The organism is Caulobacter sp. CCG-8, assembly GCF_037402475.1.
GTDB lineage: Bacteria > Pseudomonadota > Alphaproteobacteria > Caulobacterales > Caulobacteraceae > Caulobacter.
Window position 1 is genome coordinate 319,987 of sequence record NZ_JBBEUD010000001.1, and the last position, 18,599, is coordinate 338,585.

The following is an 18,599-nucleotide window of genomic DNA, read 5'->3' on the forward strand; positions in this document are numbered from 1 at the left end:
CGTGAGAAACGCGCCGCGACGGTTGCGGCCTGAGGATGGGGGCGGACAATATGTCCCGCTCCCCCTGTCCCGCAACCGGTCCGTGCCGCTCTGCACCGATTTGGGGATGTTTCTGCATAGGTCAATCCGCCGCGAAGCGGTCTATAAGCGCCAAACAGGGTCACGAACGCCGCAAATCGGCCCCTCGATCATCCGAAAACGGCGAGAATGCAGCCCGCGAGGGCCAGAGAATCGAAGGAGACGGCGTTTTGGCGTCAGGGCTGGGTAAGGTGTTGCTGGGCGGAACCGCGGTTGTCGCGCTGTTTGGAGTGGCGCTGGCCCAAGACGACGTCGACCTGCCCCGCGGCCCCCAGCCCTACACGCCGTCGGGCCTGATCACCACGCCGCCGACCGCCACCTACGCCACGCCGGCCGAGGCCGACGCCGCCAACCTGCGCACCGCCGTGACCAGCCGCGACCCGGCCACGATCCGCATGGCCATGTCCAGCATCCAGGACCCGCTGTCGCGCAAGATCGCCCTGTGGGCCCTGGTGGACGCCGGGGCCGAGAGCATGGGCTTCTTCGAGCTGGACCAGGCCCGACGCGACCTCGCCGGCTGGCCGCGCTCCCAGCGCCGCGAGAACGCCGCCGAAAAGGCCCTGGTCACCTCCGGCCTGGACGCCCAGCGGATGATCGCCTGGTTCGGCGGACGCGATCCGCAGACCGCCGAGGGCGCGATGTCCCTGGCCGCCGCCTACCAGGCCGCCGGTCGCACCGCCGACGCCAGCAACCTGATTCGCCGCTGGTGGCGCGACCAGGTGTTCGAACTGGACGCCCAGCGCGGCATGCTGGCGCGGTTCGGCACGCTGCTGACCAGCGACGACCACGTCCGCCGCGCCGACATCCTGCTGTACGGCCCCCAGGGTCCGGCCGCCCGCGACATGGTCGCCCTGCTGCCCTACGACCAGCAGGCGGCGGCCCAGGCCCGGATCGCCCTGCGCTCGAACGCCAGCAACGCCAACGACCTCTACGCGGCGCTGTCGCCGGCCCAGCAGGCCCAGCCGGGCGTGGTCTTCGAACGCGCGTCCTATCTGCGCCGGAAGGGCCTGGACACCCTGGCCCTGCCCCTGGTCAGCCAGTTCCCCGCCCCGCCGCCCAGCGACGACGCCGCGGCCGCCATCTGGCGCGAACGCAAGCAACTGGTGATGTCCGCGCTGAAGAACGGCGACAACGCCGGCGCCTACGCGGCCGCCAACGCTCGCCTGAAGGACGGCGCCGACGCCGCCGAGAGCGAGTTCTTCGCCGGCTGGATCGCCCTGGCCCGCCTGAAGGACGCCGATCGCGCCGCCAACCACTTCGCCCGCATCGCCGAGATCGGCGCCTCGCCGATCACCCGCGGCCGGGCGCTCTACTGGCAAGGCCGCGCCGCCGAGGCCCAGGGCGACCGCATCGCGGCCCAGGCCTTCTACGCCGAGGGTTCGCGCTACATCACCACCTTCTACGGCCAGCTGGCCGCCGAAAAGGCGGGGATCAAGGAAATCCGCCTCGACAAGGACCCGACGATCACCCAGGCCGACCGCGCCCGTTTCGAGGGCCGCGAGCTGGTGCGGGCGGTCCGCACCCTGATGGCGGCCGGGGCCCGCGACCAGGTCCGGGTCTTCGTGCTCTACATCGACGACCAGCTGCCCACCGCCGAGGAGGAGGCCCTGCTGGTCGATCTGGCCCGCAGCTACGGCGATCCCGACCTGGCCATGCGGGCGGTGCGCACCGCCGCCCAGCGCGGCTTCACCCTGCCCGAGCGCGGCTACCCGCTGCTGGACCACCTGTTCACGCCCGGACCGGGCGCGGCCGAGACGGCGTTCGTCTATTCGATCTCGCGCCAGGAAAGCAATTTCGACCCCAACGCCCGCTCGGGCGTCGGGGCGCGCGGCATGATGCAGCTGATGCCGTCGACGGCGGCCATCGTCGCGCGCCAGATGGGCGAGAGCTACAGCGCCGACCGCCTGTCCGACCCGTTCTACAACATGCGCCTGGGCTCGACCTATCTGGGCAGCATGGTCAGCAACTTCAGCGGCTCGTACATCATGGCCGCCGCCGCTTACAACGCCGGCCCCGGACGACCGGCCCAGTGGGTGACCCTGTGCGGCGACCCGCGCGGCGCGACCACCGACCCGCTCGACTTCATCGAGTGCATCCCGTTCTCCGAGACCCGCAACTACGTGATGCGGACCATCGAGACGACCATGGTCTACCGCGCCCGCCTCAACGGCGGCGTCACGCCGCTGACCCTGTCGAGCGATCTCAAGCGCGGCGGCTACAGCTATGCGGGCCCGGCGGGAACCACGGCCAGCGGCCTGCCGCCGATCGGTGGAACGACGCCCGCCTCGACCACCGCCATCCCTCAAGGCGGCTACGTTCCCGGCACCCGCTGACGGGCTAACGGCGCCTGGCCGCGACGACCAGCCCGGCCGGCGTGTCGATCAAGGCGCCGTCCAGTCGGAACACGGACGCCAGCACACCGGGCGACAGCGCCTCGACCGGCGCGCCCTGCGACGCCACGCGACCGCGATCCAGCACCAGGACCCGATCGCACGTCCGCGCCGCCAGGCCCAGGTCGTGGAGGGTGACCACCACCGCCGCCCCGGACGCCGCTTCGGCGCGCAGGAGGTCCAGCGTCAGGAGCTGGGCGTCCGGGTCCAGCCCGGCCACGGGCTCGTCCGCGACCAGCAGCGGAGCGCGCGTCGCCAGCAGCCTGGCCAGCAGAACCCTCGCCCGCTCGCCGCCCGACATGTCGAGCACGCCGCGATCGGCCAGGGCGGCCACGCCCACCCGTTCCAACCGCTCGCGGGCGACGGCCAGCGCCTGCTCCGGCGGCAGGTCGGGCGCGCCCAGGGCGGCGACGTCGCGAGCGGGCAGGTTCCAGGCCAACCGCCGCTCCTGCGGCAGGTAGCCGACCAGCCGCGCCCGTTCGACAGGGTTGAGGCTTCCGACCGGGCGCCCGGCCAGCAGGGCCGAACCGGCCTCCAGCGGCATCAGCCCCAGGCCCGCTCGCAGCAGGCTGGTCTTACCCGCGCCGTTGGGGCCGACCACGCCCAGCACCTCGCCCGCCGCGACGGTCAGGGACGCGCCGTCCAGCACCAGGGCCTTGCCGCGCCGGGCCTTCGCGCCCTCGATCGTCCAGGCCGCGGTCATGACCGCCAGCTCCGCGCCGCGCGCCAGGCCAGCAGAGCGAAGACGGGCGCGCCGAACAGTGCGGTGACCACGCCGAGCTTCAGCTCCTGCTCGGTCGGGATCACGCGGGCGGCCAGATCGGCGGCGACCAGCAGCACGGCTCCGGCCAGGGCCGAGGGACGCAGCAACCGGCCCGGATCGTCCCGGACGGCGGCGCGCACCAGGTGCGGCGCGGCCAGGCCGACGAAACCGATCACGCCCGTCGCGGCGACCGAGGCGCCAGCCAGCAAGGCCGAGCCGGCCACCGCCGCCACCCGCAGCCGGGCCATCGGCAGGCCCGACATCTGGGCCGCCTCCTCGCCAAGAGTCAGCATCCGCAGGCCCCGCGCCGCGTAGAGGCAGAGCCCAGCGCCGATGGCCATCGGCGGCAAGGCGCGCAGGATGTCGGTGAAGTCGCGGTTCTCGACCGAGCCCATCAGCCAGGCCAGGACCTCGGCGACGGCCACCGGCGACGGCGACAGGTTGAAGACCAGGGCTGTCAGCGCCCCGGCGAAGGCCGACAGCGCCACCCCGAACAGGATCAGCACCTCGGGCTCGCGGAACCGCGCCGCCAGGCCGACCACCGCGCCTCCGGCCAGCAGGGCTCCGACCAGGGCGGCCAGCTCGATCGCGCCCGGCAGGGCCGCCAGCCCGCCGGCGATGGCCAGGGACGCGCCCAGCCCCGCCGAGGCCGAGACGCCCAGCACGCCGGGCTCGGCCAGGGGATTGCGCAACAGCCCCTGCATGGTCGCCCCCGCCAGGCCCAGGCCGGCCCCGACCAGGGCCGCCATCAGCACGCGCGGCAGGCGGATGGTCCACAGCACCTCGCCCGGCGGCGAGGCCGGGTCGGTCAGGGCCTGGTGATATTGCGCGGCGTTCAGCGGGCTCTCGCCGAGGCTGACGGCGATCGCCGCCGCGACGACCAGGATCAGCAGGAGGATCAGTTCCAAACGGCGCGGGCTCATCGCGCCGCCTCCGCCAGGGTCCGGGCGCCATCGGCGGCGAACCAGGCCGAGCAGCCCAGCATGGCGCCGGGCAGCGAGGCGACCACCCGGCCGCGTGTGGTCTTGCGCAAGGCTGCGTGACGCCCCGGTCCCCAGCGATCGGCGCCGGCGCGGGTCAGGTCGAAGAAGCCCAGCACCACCGCCTTGGGCGGGTTCAGCACCAGGCTCTCCAGCGGCGCGGGCGAGAAGTAGGGTTGGGTCGAGGCGTTGGTGAAGCCCGCCGCCCGCAGCATGGCGTCGATCATGGTGTTGGGTCCGGCCGTGTAGCCGCCGGGGGTCAGGTAGAAGGCGGCGCGCCCCCTGCCCGCCCCTTCGGCCCGCGACAGGTCGGCGTCCATCCGCGCCAGCAGCGCCTCGCCCTCGGCCCGGCGACCCAGGGCCTGGGCGACCTGGCGGACATTGGCCCGCACCCCGTCGAAGTCGGTGGCGTCGCCCAGGCTGATGGTCCGCACGCCGCGACGGGCGACGGCCGCCGTCAGCCGGGCGGCGCCGCCCCACTGTCGCACCACGACGTCGGGACGAGCGCCCAGCACGGCCTCGATCGTCGTCCGCCGTTGCGGCAGGCCGATCGCCTTGGCGCGGAGGAAGGAATCCGGCGCGTCGGCGCGCGGCGAGACGCCGACGATCGCCTCGCGCGGGGCCAGGGCCAGCACGTACTGGTCGGCGCAGGAGTCCAGCGACATCACCCGCCTTGCCGTGGTCTGGGCGGCCGCGGGATCCGCGACGGCCGCCAAGCCGACGATCAGGCCGGCGAGCAAGGCGGCGCGCATGGATGTCAGTCCGTGACCAGGCCGTGCAGCAGCCCTTCGAGGGTGACCTTCATCAGTTCCTCGCGCGGCGCCCAATTGCGGTCCGGCATGGTGATCAGCAGGGCCACCAGGCCGTGGCAGGCGGCCCACAACACTTGGGCGGCGCTCTCGCCCGAGCCCGTGCGCAGACGGCCGGCGGCGGCGATCTCATGGATCGGCCCGCTGAACTCGGCGAAGCAGCGATCGCCCAGCTCGGCCGTGGCGGCCTGCTTTTCCTTGGAGATCACGTCGCGCGAGCCGCAGAACACCAGTTGGTAGGTGTTGGGGTTGTCGAGGGCGAAGCGCATGTACGCCTCGAGCATCAGCTTGACCCGCGCCACCGCGTCGATCGGCCGGTGGGCGATGTCGACATTGACCGCCAGCAGCTGGCCGATCGCGCCGTCGCTGATCTCCAGCAGGATCTGGTCCTTGTCGCGGAAGTGCATGTACAGCGCCGTCGACGACACGCCCACGGCGTCGGCGATCTTGCGGATCGTCGCCCCGGCGTAGCCCTCGGCGATGAAGATCTTCTCGGCGGCCGCCAGGATTTCTCCGCGACGCAGATGCCCGTCCCCTTTGGGCTTTCGCGCCGACTTGTGCGGCTTCTTCAACGCGACCGTCACGATATGGCGTTCCCCTACCTAGTCCCCAAACCCGACACTAAACGGGAATCACCCAAACGTCGCAACTCTCAACGATTTAGCCAAAACGCGTGTTTTTCTGATTGACGCGTCATGGTTGAGGATTCGTTATCTGCTCGCTGGATCCGATATGGCGCGGCGGGGGCTATGGCGCGAGAGGAAAGAGACCAGCGGGGGCGGACGCTCGGGGCCAAGACGGCCGACGGGCTTTGGATCGAGGCCCTTCCGGAAGACATCGGCTCGGCGGCCCCGCCCCTGCAGGACGGCGCCCATCGACGCCTGTCGCGAGGGCAGATCGTCGGACTGGCGGTCCTGGCGCTGGCGCTGCTTCTCCTGACGGCCTGGCGGCCCGACCCCATGATGCAGGGCTTCCATCTGCTGTTCTTCGTCGGCTTCCTGAGCCATTCGGGGATCAAGCTGGTCGCCGCCTTCACGCCGCGTCCGTCGACGACCGCCGCGCCGCTTCCGGACGAGGCCCTGCCCGCCTACACGATCATCGCGCCGCTCTATCGCGAGGCGGCGGTCGCGGCGGAGCTGATCGCCAACCTGGCCCGCCTCGACTATCCGCGCGATCGGCTGCAGGTCCTGATCGTGCTGGAAGCCCAGGACCACGAGACCCAGGCCGCGTTCGGCGCCCTCGACCTGCCGGTCGGCTTCCAGGTGCTGATCGCCCCACCCGGCACGCCCCGTACCAAGCCGCGCGCCTGCAACATCGCCCTGGAGCGGGCGCATGGAGACCTGGTGGTGATCTACGACGCCGAGGACGCGCCGCATCCCGACCAGCTGCGCGAGGCCGCCGCGCGCTTCGCCCAGGCCGGGCCCGAGCTGGCCTGCCTGCAGGCACCGCTGCGGATCGAACCCGACCCGCGCTTCCTGCCCGACCAGTTCGCGCTGGAATACGCCGTGCTGTTCGAGGTCTTCCTGCCGGCCCTGGCCCGCTGGGGACTGCCCTTCCCGCTGGGCGGGACCAGCAACCACTTCCGGACCGGCGCCCTGCGCGCGGCCGGTGGATGGGACCCGTACAATGTCACCGAGGACGCCGACATCGGCTTTCGCCTGGCCGCCCAGGGCCGCCGGCTCGGCGTCCTGACCCGGCCCACCTTCGAGACCTCGCCCGCCAGCCTCAAGGTCTGGAAGCCGCAGCGGGCGCGCTGGATCAAGGGCCATCTCCAGACCCTGGCCGTCCACGCCCGCGGTCCGGCGGCCCGCTCGCCGCGCGGCCTCGTCGCGCTGATCCTCACCCTGGCCCTGCCCGTCGTGTCCTCCCACGTCCACGGTCCGCTGTTCGCCTGGCTGCTGATGCAGGGGATCGGCGCCAAGCTGGGCCTTTGGACCGCGGCGCCGGCCATGGACTGGATGCTGATGGTCTTCGGCTGGACCTGCATCGCCGTCGCCGGGACCGTGGCCCAGCGGCGGGCCGGACACCGCCAGCGGATGCTGCCGCTGCTGGGCGCGATCGCCTATTGGCCGCTGCAGAGCCTGGCGGCCGCCGAGGCGCTTCGGCAGTTCGTCGTCGCGCCGTTCCACTGGGACAAGACCCCGCACACGCCCCGGTCCGCGAACCGTCTCCTGCCCCGGCTGCTGGCGCGGACTGGACGGGCCTTGCCCTGAGCGCGTATTGGCGGGGGCATGAATCCGACCATCGCCGCCGCCCCGCTCGTCATGCGCACCACCGGCTGGGCCGACTACGCCCTGCTCGACAGCGGCCACGGCAAGAAGCTGGAGCGCTACGGCCGCTACACCGTCGTCCGCCCCGAGCCGCAGTGCTTCTGGGCCCCGCGCCTGGACCCAAAGGTCTGGGACGCCGCCGACGCCGTCTTCGACCCCACCGACGAGGACGAGGCCGGCCGCTGGCGCTTCAAGGGCAAGCCCCTGGAGAAGTTCCCCCTGGCTTGGGGCGAGGCCAAGTTCCACGGCCAGTTCACGCCGTTCCGCCACCTCGCCTTCTTCCCCGAGCAGGCCGCCAACTGGGCCTGGCAGGACCAGCGGGTCCGCGCCATCTCGCAAGCCCCTGGGGGTCGCCAGCCCAAGGTCCTGAACCTGTTCGGCTACACCGGCGTGGCCAGCCTGGTCTGCGCCGCCGCCGGCGCGGCCGTGACCCACGTGGACGCCTCCAAGAAGTCGGTCGGTTTCGCCCGCGAGAACGCCGCCTTCGCCGGCCTGGCCGACAAGCCCATCCGCTGGATCGTCGAGGACGCCCGCCGCTTCGTGGCCCGCGAGGTCCGGCGCGGCTCGCAGTATGACGGGATCATCCTGGACCCGCCGAAGTTCGGCCGCGGCGCCGACGGCGAGGTCTGGCGCCTGTTCGAGGACCTGGCGGAATTGACTCGAAGCTGCGCCCAGATCCTGGCGCCCGACGCCTCGTTCCTGCTGATGAACGCCTACGCCGCCCGGGTCTCGGGCGCGGCGATGTCGGGCCTGCTGGCCCAGGAGCTGAAGGGTCGCGGCGGGGTCATCGACTGGGGCGAGCTGGCCCTGGTCGAGGAGAAGGGCGACCGCCAGATCGGCCTGTCGTTCTTCGCCCGCTGGGCGTCGGAGTAGTCGCCATGAACGCCCCCCAGCACTCAAAGACCGTCACCTCCCTGTCGAACAATACCGTCAAGGCCGTCCGCGCCCTGCACATGCGCAAGGAGCGCGAGGAGAGCGGACTGTTCCTGGCCGAGGGCCTGAAGATCGTCATCGAGGCGATCGACTGCGGCCACGCGCCCAAGATCCTGATGTACGGCCGCGACGCGGCCGACCATCCGATGCTGCAGAAGGCCAGCCAGGCCTGCCTGAAGGCCGGCGGCGAGGTCATCGAGGTCAATCGCGAGATCCTCGAGAAGGTCTCGCGGCGCGACAATCCGCAGGCCGTGGTCGGGGTGTTCAAACAGGTCTTCACCCCGCTCAGCGCCATCGTGCCCGAGAGCGCCCCGTGCTGGGTGGCCATGCAGGCCGTCCGCGACCCGGGCAACCTGGGCACCGTGATCCGCACGGCCGACGCGGCCGGCTGCGGCGGGGTGATCCTGGTCGGCGACTGCGTCGACCCCTATTCGGTCGAGGGCGTGCGGGCGACCATGGGCTCGATCTTCGCGGTCAAGATCGCCAAGGCCTCGATCGCCGAGTTCCTGGCCTGGCGCGAGACTTGGCCCGGCAGCGTGATCGGCACCCTGCTGACCGCCACGGTCGACCACAAGAGCGCCGACTATGTGAAGCCGTCGCTGATCCTGATGGGCAACGAGCAGCAGGGCCTGCCGCCCGAACTGGCCGCCGCCTGCGACGTCAACGTCAAGATCCCCATGCGGGGCCGGGCCGACAGCCTGAACCTGTCGGTGGCGACGGGGATCATGATCTACACGGTGACGGGATAGGGTTTTGATCCTTCCCTCCCCCTCGTGGGGAGGGTGGCCCTGGCGGAGCCAGGGTCGGGTGGGGCTTGATGACTCCGCAGACCCCACCCACCAGCTTCGCTGGTCCCCCTCCCCACAAGGGGGAGGGAGAAATCTCCAGCTACTTGATCCGCGTCCACTTCTCGGTCTTGCACAGCGGGGCCACGATGCAGCCCTTCAGCTTCAGCTCGTTAGCCGAGAGCACGGTGATCGTGCCCGAATAGGTGCCGCCGTCGGCGGCGTTGTAGACCTTGCCGCCCGTCCACTTGGTCGGACCGCCGGTGAAGTCGTACAGCATCTGCATGTTCTTCAGCGTGCGGCCGCGCTGGCTGGGATCCTTGTTCTTCTCGTCCTTGACCGTCGGATCCTTCTTGATGTGATCCGAGCTGACCAGCTTGCCGCACAGGCTGTTGCCGCAGCGGCTGATCTCGACCTGGCCGCCGTTGGTCTGGGTCTGCCACAGACCCGTGACGTCCTGGGCGAAGGCCGGGGCGGAGACAGAAAGAGCCAGGACGGCGGCGACGATGGGCAGTTTCATGGGGGGTCCTCTCCCTGTTGTTGTCACCCTTCTAACGCGCGTTCGGCTGAACCGGCCATGAATTGGTGGCCAAGTTCGAACAAGGCTCGCCGATCCCCTATCCGGCCCGCCGCCGCAGGCCCGGACTGGAGCAGGTGGTGTAGCTGTCGGCGTTCAGCCGCCCGGCCGTCATGCCCAGCCTGTCCGGCAGCTCGCGGATGTGCGCCGCCTGGGTCGCCTCCACGGCCGCCAGGGCCACGGCCCCGCAGGCATAGGCGTCCTGGGCGGCGTCGTGGTGCTTGAAGTCCACGCCCAGGAAACCGCAGACCGCGTCCAGCTTGGCCGACGGCAGCTGCGGCCAGGTGTTCTTGGCCACCTGCACCGTGCAGATGTAGTCGAAGCGCGGATACGGCAGGCCGTAGAGCTCGCAGGTCCGGCGCATCACGCTGATGTCGAACGACGCGTTGTGGGCGATCACCGTCGCCGCCTCGATCCGGTCCCGCAGCCGCGACAGCACCGCCGGGAACTCGTCGGCGTCCTCGACGTCGGCCGGCCGGATGCCGTGGACGGCGATGTTCCAGCCCGAGAAGCGCATGTCGATCGGCCGGATGTAGTGGTGCTCGACCTCCGTGATCGCCCCGTCCTCGATCCAGGCCAGGCCGATGGCGCAGGGGCTTGAACGCTGCTCGTTGGCCGTCTCGAAGTCGATGGCGACGACGGTCATCCAGCCCCCACCATCTCGAGCCACTCGTCCTCGGTCATCACCTGGATCCCCAGTTCGGTCGCGGTCTTCAGCTTGGAGCCCGCCCCCGGGCCGGCCACGACCAGGTCGGTCTTCTTCGACACCGACGAGGCTACCTTGGCCCCCAGCCCCTCGGCCTGGGCCTTGGCCTCGTCGCGGGTCATCTTCTCCAGCGAGCCGGTGAAGACGATGGTCTTGCCGGCCACGGCCGTGTCGGTCTTGGGCTTGGCCACCGGCTGGATGTCGAGCTCGGCGACGAGGTTGGCGACCTTCTCGCGATTGTGGTCCTCGGCAAAGAACCGGGCGATCGATTGGGCGGCCACAGGGCCGATCCCGTCGATGGCCGCCAGGTTCAGATAGTCGTCGCCCGGCGCCCCCTGCCCGGCCTCGGCCAGGGCCTGGGCGAAGGCGTTCCAGTCGCCGTAGCGCTCGGCCAGGGCCGCGCGGGCCGGTTTGTTCAGCTTGGGCACGGCGTGGCCGATCTTGACCTCCAGGCTGTCGGCCTCGGGCCACGGGTCGGCCTTCAGCCCGCCCTTGCCGGCCTCGACCAGCTCGTCGCGCGCCTTGGGTCCGACCCCGGCCGCCCCCGCCAGCTCCAGATAGACCGCGCCCGGCAGCTGCCCCGCCGCCCGTTCGGCGGCCGCCTGCAGGTCCTCGAAGCGGTCGAAGTTCCGGGCCAGAACGGTCGAGGTGGTCTCGCCGATGTCGCGCATGCCCAGGCCGTAGATCACCCGGTCCAGGCCGATGGTGCGCCGGGCCTCGATGCCCTTGACCAGGTTGGCCACCGAGGTCTCGCCGTAGCCGTCGCGTTCCCGAAGCTGGGCCAGCTTCTCCTCGTCGCGGGCCAGCCTGAAGATGTCGGCCGGCTCCTTGATCCAGCCCTCCTCGAAGAAGGCCGCCAGCTGCTTCTCGCCCAGGCCCTCGATGTCGAAGGCGCGGCGCGACACGAAGTGGCGCAGGTGCTCGATGCGCTGGAACGGACAGGCGAACTCGCCGGTGCAGCGGCGCACCACCGACTCCGCGCCCGAGGCGTTGACCTCGCGGGCCAGCGGCGTCTTCAGCGGGCACGGGCATTGGTGAGGGAATTCATAGGGTTCCGGCGCGGGGCTCGGACGCTCCTCCAGCGCCACCTGGACGATCTGCGGGATCACGTCGCCGGCCCGCTGGATCACCACGGTGTCGCCGACGCGGACGTCCAGGCGGGCGATCTCGTCGGCGTTGTGCAGGGTGGCGTTGGTCACCGAGACCCCGCCCACGGTCACGGGCTTGAGCCGCGCCACCGGGGTGATCGCCCCGGTGCGGCCCACCTGCAGGTCGATGGCCTCCAGGATGGTGCGGGCCTGCTGGGCCGGGAACTTGCGGGCGATGGCCCAGCGCGGCGAGCGCGAGACGAAGCCCAGGCGGCGCTGCTGCTCCAGCTCGTCGACCTTGTAGACCACGCCGTCGATGTCGAACGGCAGCTTGGGCCGCAGCACCTCGAACTCGGCATAGGCGTCCAGCAGACCCTGGGCGTCCCGGACGCGCTTGGCCGGCGGGGCCGTGGTCACGAAGCCCCAGTCGTGCAGCTTGCCCAGGGCCTCCCACTGGCCGGCGGCGAACGGCCCGCTGACCAGGCCCCAGGCATAGGCGAAGAAACGCAGCGGACGCTGGGCGCTGATCTTGGGGTCGATCTGGCGCAGCGAGCCGGCGGCGAAGTTGCGCGGGTTGGCGTAGGTGCGCTGGCCGGCCTCCAGGGCGGCGGCGTTGAATTCGGCGAAGGCCTCCAGCTCGACATAGACCTCGCCGCGGATCTCGATCACGTCGGGCCAGCCGGAGCCTTTCAGCTTGTGCGGGATGTCGGCGATGGTCCGCAGGTTGGCGGTGACGTCCTCGCCCACCCGGCCGTCGCCGCGCGTCGCGCCCTGGACCAGCACGCCCTTCTCGTAGCGCAACGAGGCCGACAGGCCGTCGATCTTGGGCTCGGCGGTGTAGAAGACCGGCTCGTCGGCGGACAGGCGCAGGAAGCGGCGGATGCGGGCGTCGAACTCGGAGGCCTCGTCGTTGGAGAAGGCGTTGTCCAGGCTCAGCATCGGCACGCCGTGCTCGACCGGCGAGAACTGCTCGGCCCGGGCCGCGCCCACCCGCATCGACGGCGAGTTCTCGCGGATCAGGTCGGGGAACCGCGCCTCGATGTCGAGGTTGCGGCGCTTGAGGGCGTCGTACTCGCCGTCGCTGATCGTCGGCGCGTCCTGCTGGTGATAGCGCAGGTCGTGGGCCGCCAGCTCGTCGGCCAGCCAAGCCAGTTCGGCATCGGCTTGGTCCTTGGTGAGGTCGGCGACGGCGATCTGGGACACGGGCGAATCCGGAGGCTGTGGAACGGCGGCGAGACTAGCAGGCCGTCTTGCCGTGGGGGAGCTCAGTGCAGGCGAACACTTGCCCCCTACGGACCGCTACGCGGTCGTCTTCCCCCGGAGGGGGAAGAGCGCTGGCGCGAAGGCTCCGCCCCCTACGGGGCGGACAGACCGCGTAGCGGTCAGTTGGGGCAAGGGGGTGTGATCTCACGCCTGCGGCTGTGAGCGGGTGGGAAGGGTGCGAAGCGCCCGGGCCTCGCCCGGATGATTTGCAGTTTTGAATACCGTTTCGACGAAGACAGGCGCTTCGCGCGGAGCCGTTATCCGGAAGCCTTCGGATCGCGGATTTTTAACCCGCTCCGAGAGAGGCCCCCGACGGGCGAGGTGCTGGCCGCACCCCGGACCGCCTGGGCGATTTCAGCCCAGGCCTGGCGGCTTCTCCGTCTCCCCGAGCGCCGGAGCTTCGTCGCGGCTAAGGCGAACCTGCTCCAACTCCAACCCAGGGCGTCTCCGAGGAGACACGACGGACAAAGCCTTCCCGCTCGTCCACCCCCGAAGGCCGCATCGGTCGCCGTACGTGCGCCCTCCCCCGCCTTCAGGTGACCTCAGGATACGGGCGCCTGGAAGGGTGAGCATAAGTTCGGTCGAAAAAGTTCAGGGCGTTGAAAACGCTGAAGTCTGTTCGCTATCCGCCGAGGATAAGTCGCTCAGTCGGGGACATGCCCTTGCGGCGTGTCCCCAACCACCTGGCGCCGCGCGAGACCTGGGGACACGCCCAAGGGCATGTCCCCGGTCGCACATCCTCTCCTGGCCCGGCCCTTGCTCCCTCGCGGGAAAGGAGCCGCCGCATGTCCCAAACCGCCACGATGTCCCAGAACGGCCTGTCGCGCGGCGGGGCCCTGGACCTGCTGCGGTTCGTGGCGGCGCTGTTCATCGTGCTCTATCACGTGGCCGAGCGGGCGCCGGTGTCGCTGTTCGCGATCCACCCCGCGTTCGGGCGCGGCTACCTGGCCACCGACTTCTTCCTGATGCTGTCGGGCTATGTCCTGGCCAAGACCTACGGGCCTCGGGTGCTCGGCCAGGGCGTCACCACGGGCGAGTTCCTCAAGCGCCGCCTGCTGCGCATCTGGCCCGCCCACCTGGTGATGCTGGTCCTGTTCGTCATCTTCATCCTGGCCACCGGCGCCGTCGGCCTGGCCCCGCAGAATCCGCAGTGGTTCCAGTGGGACCAGCTGCTGCCGCAGGTCTTCCTGATGCAGGCCTGGTTCGTGCCAGGCCCGTCGGGCTGGAACATGCCGACCTGGACCCTGTCGGCCCTGATCGTCTGCTACGCCGGCTTCCCGGCCGCCTGGCGGGCCGCGGCCCGGATCACCTCGCCCTGGACCACCCTGGCGATCGGTGTCGCCCTGTTCCTGGTCGTCGACTACGCCGCCAAGGCCGTGACCGGCATCCCGGCCCACCAGCTGCCGCTGCGGTTCGGCCTGGTGCGCGGGATCCCGCTGTTCGCGCTGGGCATGCTGATCGCCCGCCTGCCGACCGCCCTGCCCTCGCGCTGGCCCGACGGCCTGGCCCTCGCCGCCGGCGTCGGCGTCGTGGCCCTGCAGGTCGTCGGGCGCTTCGACCATGCGAGCCTGGCCCTGCTGGGCCTGCTGATCTGGGCCGCCGGCGCCTCGGGAGCCAAAGGTTGGGGCTGGGCGGGCCTGGCCGGCCGCCTGTCGTTCGCCCTGTTCCTGACCAACCAGCTGGTCGCCGTGGTCTGGTTCGGCCTGCTGCGGGTCGTCGAGGGCAAGCTGGGCGTCGAGGGCCCCGCTCTCTGGGCCGCCTGGGCCCTGGCCCTGCCCGCCTGCGTCGCCGCCGCCTGGCTGTTCGAACGCTTCGTCGACGCGCCGCTGCAGGTGTGGGTGAAGGGGTGGTCGCGCGCTCCCAATCATCCGCTCATCCCGGCGAATGCCGGGACCCAGATCCCTTAGCTTTGGGTCTGATTGGAAAAGCTCAGCGCTCTTGGAGGTCAGCTCAGCGCCATTCCATCTGGGTCCCGGCATTCGCCGGGATGAGCGGATAGAAAATTACCCAATCAGCGCCTTGGCCGCCGCCCGAGCCGCCTCGGTGACCTCGGCCCCCGACAGCATGCGCGCGATCTCCTCCTGGCGCTGGGCCGGCGACAGCGGCTCCACCCGCGTGCGGGTCGAGGTGTCGTCGCCGGACTTGGCGATCCGCCAGTGGGCGTCGGCCCGGGCGGCGACCTGGGCCGAGTGGGTGACGACCAGCACCTGGGCGTTCGCCGCCAGGCGCTTGAGGCGCAGGCCCACGGCGTCGGCCACGGCCCCGCCGACGCCCTGGTCGACCTCGTCGAAGATCATCAGCGGCTGGGGCCCTTCGCGACCCGCCAGGGCGGCCTTCAGGGCCAGGGCGAAGCGGGCCAGTTCGCCGCCCGAGGCGATGGCCTCCATCGGACCGAACGGCGCGCCGGGATTGGTCGAGATCTCGAAGGCCACGCGATCGGCGCCGGTGGGGCCGGCGCGGTCCTCGTCCAGCGGTTCGACGGCGACCCGGAACCGGGCCTTCTCCAGCTTCAGCGGCGTCAGCTCGGCCTCGACGGCGGCGGCCAGGCGGTCACCGGCGGCGCGGCGTTCGGCCGACAGGGCCTGGGCCGCGAAGAGATAGGCGTCGCGGGCGTCGGCGGCCTCGCGCTCGGCCTCCAGCAGCGCCTCGCCGGAGGTCTCGATGGCCTGCAGCTTGGCGGCGAACTCGGCGCGCTTGTCGGGCAGCAGCTCGACGGCGACGTTCAGCTTGCGGGCCATGCCGCGCAGGGCGAACAGCCGCTCCTCGGCCTTTTCCAGCCGGTCGGGCTCGAACTCGAAGGCCTCGGCGGCGCCGTCGATGGCGGCGGCGGCCTCCTGGGCCTCGACCAGGGCGCGGTCGACCGCCTCGCAGGCGGCGGCCAGGCGGCTGACGGCCGGGCCGTCGGCGGGGGCGCCGGCCTGGATGGCGCGGTCGCGGGCCCGTTCCAGGGCGCGGAAGGCGCCGGCCAGCTTGCCCGAAAGGTTGTCGCCGCCCAGGGCCTCGGACGCGGCGCTGATGTCGGCCAGGGCCTTCTCGGCCGAGCCCAGCAGGGCCCGCTCCTCGGCGAGTTGCGTCTCCTCGCCCTCGCGCGGGTCCAGCCGGTCCAGCTCCGACAGGCGAAGCGTCAGTTCCTCGGTCTCGACGGCGGCGCGGTCGGCCAGGTCGCGCAGGGCGGCGGCCTTCTCGCGGGCGGCGCGCCAGCCGCTCCAGGCCGAGGCCACGGCCCCGACGCCGACCGCCCCGAAGGCGTCCAGCAGGGTGCGGTGGGTGCGCACGTCCAGCAGGCCGACCGTCTCGTGCTGGCCGTGCACCTCCAGCAGCAGCGCGCCCAGGTCCTTGAGCACGCCCACGCTGGTGGCCTGGTCGTTGACGAAGGCCCGGGAGCGGCCGTCGGGCGACAGCTGGCGGCGCAGGACCAGGTCCTCGTCGCGGGCGTAGTCCAGGCCCTTGTCGTCCAGATAGGCGAAGGCGGCGTGGTCGGCCGGCAGGGCGAAGATGGCGGTGGCGCTGGCGTGGCCCGCGGCCCCCCGGCGGACGAGCCCGGCGTCGGCCCGCGCGCCCGTGGCCAGGCCCAGGGCGTCCAGGATGATCGACTTGCCCGCCCCGGTCTCGCCGGTGAGCGCGGTCAGGCCCGGGCCGATGGCCAGGTCCAGGCTTTCGATGAGCACGACGTCGCGGATGGAAAGGCCGATCAGCATGGCCGCCAGGATCGCCGGGAATCAGGGTTTTTCAAAGGGGTCTTGTTCTCGGGACGTTCTCACGGGCCGCGAGGGCCGTTCCGGAACGGAAAACGGGCCGATCCTGGAGGACCGGCCCGCTTGAACTCTACATCCCCAGGACGCCCATGATCCCGCCCTTCTTGGGCTTGGCGGGCGGCGTGGCCGGCGTCGCCGGCTTGGCCTCGGTGGTCGCCGGGGCCGTCCCGTCGGCCGGCGGGGTCGCCGCGACGGGCGCGGCGGCGGCCGGCGGGGCCAGGGTGGTGTCCTTGTCGTGGATCAGGCGATCCAGCGCGTTGCGCTTGTTGCCCGCCTTCAGCGGCTCGACGGCCGGCTTGAGGTTGTTGGCGGTCAGCAGCTTGTAGGCCTCGGCGTACCAGGGATCGCCCGGGAAGTTGTAGCCCAGCACCGCGCCGTTGCGCTTGGCCTCGTCCAGCAGGCCCAGGGTCAGGTAGCTCTCGACCAGGCGGTAGAGGGCTTCCGGGGTGTGCGAGGTGGTCTGGTGGCGATCGACGACGGTGCGGAACCGGCCGATGGCGGCCAGGGTCTGGCCGTTCTTCAGGTAGTAGCGGCCGATCGTCATTTCCTTGCCGGCCAGCTGGTCGCTGACCATGTCGATCTTCAGGCGGGCGTCCTGGGCGTATTCCGAGTTGGGATAGCGCTGGACCACGTCGCGCAGGGCCGCCATGGCCTGCTCGGTGGCGGCCTGGTCGCGGTTCACGTCGACGATCTGCTCGAAATAGCAGACGGCCTTCAGATAGTAGGCGTACGAGGCCGACGGGTTGCCCGGGTACAGGCCGATGAATCGGTCGGCGTCCGAGATCGCCTCGCTGTACTGGTTGCCCATGTAGTGGGCGTAGCCGGTCATCAGGATCGAGCGGCGCGACCATTCCGAATAGGGGTGCTGGCGCTCGACCTCGCGGAAGTAGTCGACGGCCTCGTTCCAGTTGCCGCGGTCCAGGCGGTTGGCGCCGGTCGAATAGAGCAGCTCCACCGGGCGCTCTTCATAGGCCAGGGTCGGCTTCTTGCGCTTGCCCGCGCAAGCGGAGACCGACAGGGCGACCAGCACGGCGGTCGCGACCATGACGGCCTTGCGTCCCGAGAAATTACGAAGCACCGACTTTTCACCCTCGAAGCAAACGTGCGCCCCTGCGCCGTGCAAGGCTTCTACACCACGCCGATGCGGGCGCAAATGGAAGCCGAGCCGTGACCAGGGTACGCCCAAAGACGCATCCCCCCGGGAATCCGTCCAAACGCTACAGACATCGGCTTTTTGACCAAATCAGGTCGAAGGCCGACGCGTTCATATCAGTTTGTCAGACGGCCTGCGCCAATTCCACCGAATGCGCGCGCACCCGCCAGGCGGCCGGGTTGGCGATCAGGGCCCGGACGATGGCGTTGTTCAGGCCGTGGCCGGCCAGCACGCCTTCGAAACGGCCGATGACCGGCGCGCCCAGCACGTAGAGGTCGCCCACCGCGTCCAGCGCCTTGTGGCGCACGAACTCGTCGGGGCGGCGCAGGCCCTCGGGATTCAGCACGCGGTCGCCGTCGATGACCACGGCGTTCTCCATCGTGCCGCCGCGGGCCAGGCCGATGGCGCGCAGGGCCTCGACGTCGCGGACGAAGCCGAAGGTGCGGCAGTCGGCCAGTTCGGCGCGGAACGATTCTTCGTCGACGGCCAGGTCGATGCGCTGGCGGCCGATGGCCTTGCTGGCGAAGGCGATCTCGAAGGCCACCTCGAAGCGGTAGCTGGGCGACAGGCTGGCGGTCTTGTCGCCCTCCTCGACCGTCACGGTCTCGAGGATCTCGATGTAGCGGCGGGCGGCTTCCTGCTTGCGGCGACCGGCGCGGTCGAGGATCTGCACGAAGGGCTCGGACGAGCCGTCCATGATCGGAACCTCGGGACCGTCCAGCTCGACCACGCAGTTGTCGATAGCCAGGGCGGCCAGGGCGGCCATCAGGTGCTCGATCGTCGAGACGCGCACGTCGGCGGCGTTGTTGATGACGGTGCCCAGCTGCGTCTGGCAGACGGCCTCGGGCGAAACCGGCACGCGGTTGTCGCGGTCATGCACGTCGGTGCGCACGAAGACGATCCCGGCGTCGATCGCGGCCGGGCGCACGGCGACGCGCACGTGCGAGCCCGTGTGGAGGCCCACCCCCGCGAAAATCACCGGTCCGGCGACCGTGTGCTGAAAATATGCCGAAGCCGACACTTGAAACCCTTACTACCAGCGGACGGTT

At 71.1% G+C, this 18,599-nt stretch carries 14 protein-coding genes and 1 pseudogene; 5 read left to right on the forward strand and 10 right to left on the reverse strand.

The features are described 5' to 3' along the window. Positions 1 to 248: 248 nt before the first annotated feature. On the forward strand, positions 249 to 2,411 hold the full coding sequence (locus WAE60_RS01340) for a lytic transglycosylase domain-containing protein (protein WP_337684515.1): 2,163 nt from the start codon (positions 249 to 251) through the stop codon (positions 2,409 to 2,411). 4 nt (positions 2,412 to 2,415) lie between these two features. Here the strand turns inward: WAE60_RS01340 and WAE60_RS01345 are convergent, their stop codons facing one another. Genes WAE60_RS01345 through WAE60_RS01360 form a run of 4 tightly spaced genes read right to left on the reverse strand, consistent with a single transcriptional unit; the run spans position 2,416 to position 5,604 of the window. After that, positions 2,416 to 3,171 carry an ABC transporter ATP-binding protein gene (locus tag WAE60_RS01345; protein WP_337684516.1) on the reverse strand — a complete coding sequence of 252 codons (756 nt, stop codon included), beginning with the start codon at positions 3,169 to 3,171 and terminating at the stop codon, positions 2,416 to 2,418. Further along, a complete protein-coding gene (locus WAE60_RS01350; protein ID WP_337684551.1) occupies positions 3,168 to 4,208 on the reverse strand; it encodes an iron ABC transporter permease in 1,041 nt (346 codons plus the stop codon). The genes WAE60_RS01345 and WAE60_RS01350 overlap by 4 nt, the downstream gene beginning before the upstream one ends. Continuing rightward, on the reverse strand, positions 4,151 to 4,963 hold the full coding sequence (locus tag WAE60_RS01355) for an ABC transporter substrate-binding protein (RefSeq protein ID WP_029916487.1): 813 nt from the start codon (positions 4,961 to 4,963) through the stop codon (positions 4,151 to 4,153). Before WAE60_RS01355 ends, WAE60_RS01350 begins: the two co-directional genes overlap by 58 nt. A 5-nt stretch (positions 4,964 to 4,968) precedes the next feature. Further along, positions 4,969 to 5,604, reverse strand: a complete 636-nt coding sequence (locus tag WAE60_RS01360) for a TetR/AcrR family transcriptional regulator (protein WP_029916490.1) — start codon at positions 5,602 to 5,604, stop codon at positions 4,969 to 4,971. A 165-nt stretch (positions 5,605 to 5,769) separates the two neighbouring features. Here WAE60_RS01360 and WAE60_RS01365 point away from each other — a divergent pair, with 165 nt between their 5' ends. From WAE60_RS01365 to WAE60_RS01375, 3 genes are read left to right on the forward strand one after another with little or no spacing between them, the layout of a single operon-like run. Then, a complete protein-coding gene (locus WAE60_RS01365; RefSeq protein ID WP_337684518.1) occupies positions 5,770 to 7,233 on the forward strand; it encodes a glycosyltransferase in 1,464 nt (487 codons plus the stop codon). A gap of 18 nt (positions 7,234 to 7,251) precedes the next feature. Then, the gene (locus WAE60_RS01370; protein ID WP_337684519.1) at positions 7,252 to 8,163 is read left to right on the forward strand and encodes a class I SAM-dependent methyltransferase; all 912 of its coding nucleotides are present in this window, start codon (positions 7,252 to 7,254) and stop codon (positions 8,161 to 8,163) included. Between the two features lie 5 nt (positions 8,164 to 8,168). Next, a complete protein-coding gene (locus tag WAE60_RS01375) occupies positions 8,169 to 8,972 on the forward strand; it encodes an RNA methyltransferase (protein ID WP_029916497.1) in 804 nt (267 codons plus the stop codon). A 139-nt stretch (positions 8,973 to 9,111) separates the two neighbouring features. On the opposite strand, the gene WAE60_RS01380 is transcribed toward WAE60_RS01375, so the two are convergent. From WAE60_RS01380 to ligA, 3 genes are all read right to left on the reverse strand, one after another. Beyond that, positions 9,112 to 9,528: a DUF2147 domain-containing protein gene (locus WAE60_RS01380; RefSeq protein ID WP_029916499.1), complete on the reverse strand. Its 417-nt coding sequence runs from the start codon at positions 9,526 to 9,528 to the stop codon at positions 9,112 to 9,114. Between the two features lie 97 nt (positions 9,529 to 9,625). After that, positions 9,626 to 10,231: a 3'-5' exonuclease gene (locus WAE60_RS01385; RefSeq protein WP_337684522.1), complete on the reverse strand. Its 606-nt coding sequence runs from the start codon at positions 10,229 to 10,231 to the stop codon at positions 9,626 to 9,628. After that, positions 10,228 to 12,582 (reverse strand): NAD-dependent DNA ligase LigA, encoded by a 2,355-nt coding sequence (gene ligA, locus WAE60_RS01390; RefSeq protein ID WP_029916503.1) that lies wholly within the window; start codon positions 12,580 to 12,582, stop codon positions 10,228 to 10,230. Before ligA ends, WAE60_RS01385 begins: the two co-directional genes overlap by 4 nt. Before the next feature lie 845 nt (positions 12,583 to 13,427). Here ligA and WAE60_RS01395 point away from each other — a divergent pair. After that, the gene (locus WAE60_RS01395; RefSeq protein WP_337684523.1) at positions 13,428 to 14,549 is read left to right on the forward strand and encodes an acyltransferase; all 1,122 of its coding nucleotides are present in this window, start codon (positions 13,428 to 13,430) and stop codon (positions 14,547 to 14,549) included. Between the two features lie 96 nt (positions 14,550 to 14,645). Here WAE60_RS01395 and recN read toward each other — a convergent pair whose 3' ends face one another. The 3 genes and pseudogenes from recN to lpxC form a co-directional block, all read right to left on the reverse strand. Beyond that, entirely contained in the window at positions 14,646 to 16,340 is a 1,695-nt protein-coding gene (gene recN / locus WAE60_RS01400) for a DNA repair protein RecN (RefSeq protein WP_029916507.1), read from the reverse strand. Between the two features lie 242 nt (positions 16,341 to 16,582). Continuing rightward, a pseudogene (locus tag WAE60_RS01405) lies at positions 16,583 to 17,442 on the reverse strand (outer membrane protein assembly factor BamD); the annotation flags it as partial. Between the two features lie 232 nt (positions 17,443 to 17,674). Beyond that, a complete protein-coding gene (gene lpxC, locus WAE60_RS01410) occupies positions 17,675 to 18,571 on the reverse strand; it encodes a UDP-3-O-acyl-N-acetylglucosamine deacetylase (RefSeq protein ID WP_337684525.1) in 897 nt (298 codons plus the stop codon). Positions 18,572 to 18,599: the final 28 nt, after the last annotated feature.

What these genes read in the sequence shown, in the direction of transcription:
- WAE60_RS01355 (WP_029916487.1), bottom strand. Translation starts at nt 4,963, where the DNA reads ATGCGCGCCGCCTTGCTCGCCGGCCTGATCGTCGGCTTGGCGGCCGTC.
- WAE60_RS01345 (WP_337684516.1), bottom strand. Translation starts at nt 3,171, where the DNA reads ATGACCGCGGCCTGGACGATCGAGGGCGCGAAGGCCCGGCGCGGCAAG.
- WAE60_RS01375 (WP_029916497.1), top strand. Translation starts at nt 8,169, where the DNA reads ATGAACGCCCCCCAGCACTCAAAGACCGTCACCTCCCTGTCGAACAAT.
- WAE60_RS01370 (WP_337684519.1), top strand. Translation starts at nt 7,252, where the DNA reads ATGAATCCGACCATCGCCGCCGCCCCGCTCGTCATGCGCACCACCGGC.
- WAE60_RS01380 (WP_029916499.1), bottom strand. Translation starts at nt 9,528, where the DNA reads ATGAAACTGCCCATCGTCGCCGCCGTCCTGGCTCTTTCTGTCTCCGCC.
- recN (WP_029916507.1), bottom strand. Translation starts at nt 16,340, where the DNA reads ATGCTGATCGGCCTTTCCATCCGCGACGTCGTGCTCATCGAAAGCCTG.
- WAE60_RS01365 (WP_337684518.1), top strand. Translation starts at nt 5,770, where the DNA reads ATGGCGCGAGAGGAAAGAGACCAGCGGGGGCGGACGCTCGGGGCCAAG.
- WAE60_RS01385 (WP_337684522.1), bottom strand. Translation starts at nt 10,231, where the DNA reads ATGACCGTCGTCGCCATCGACTTCGAGACGGCCAACGAGCAGCGTTCA.
- WAE60_RS01395 (WP_337684523.1), top strand. Translation starts at nt 13,428, where the DNA reads ATGTCCCAAACCGCCACGATGTCCCAGAACGGCCTGTCGCGCGGCGGG.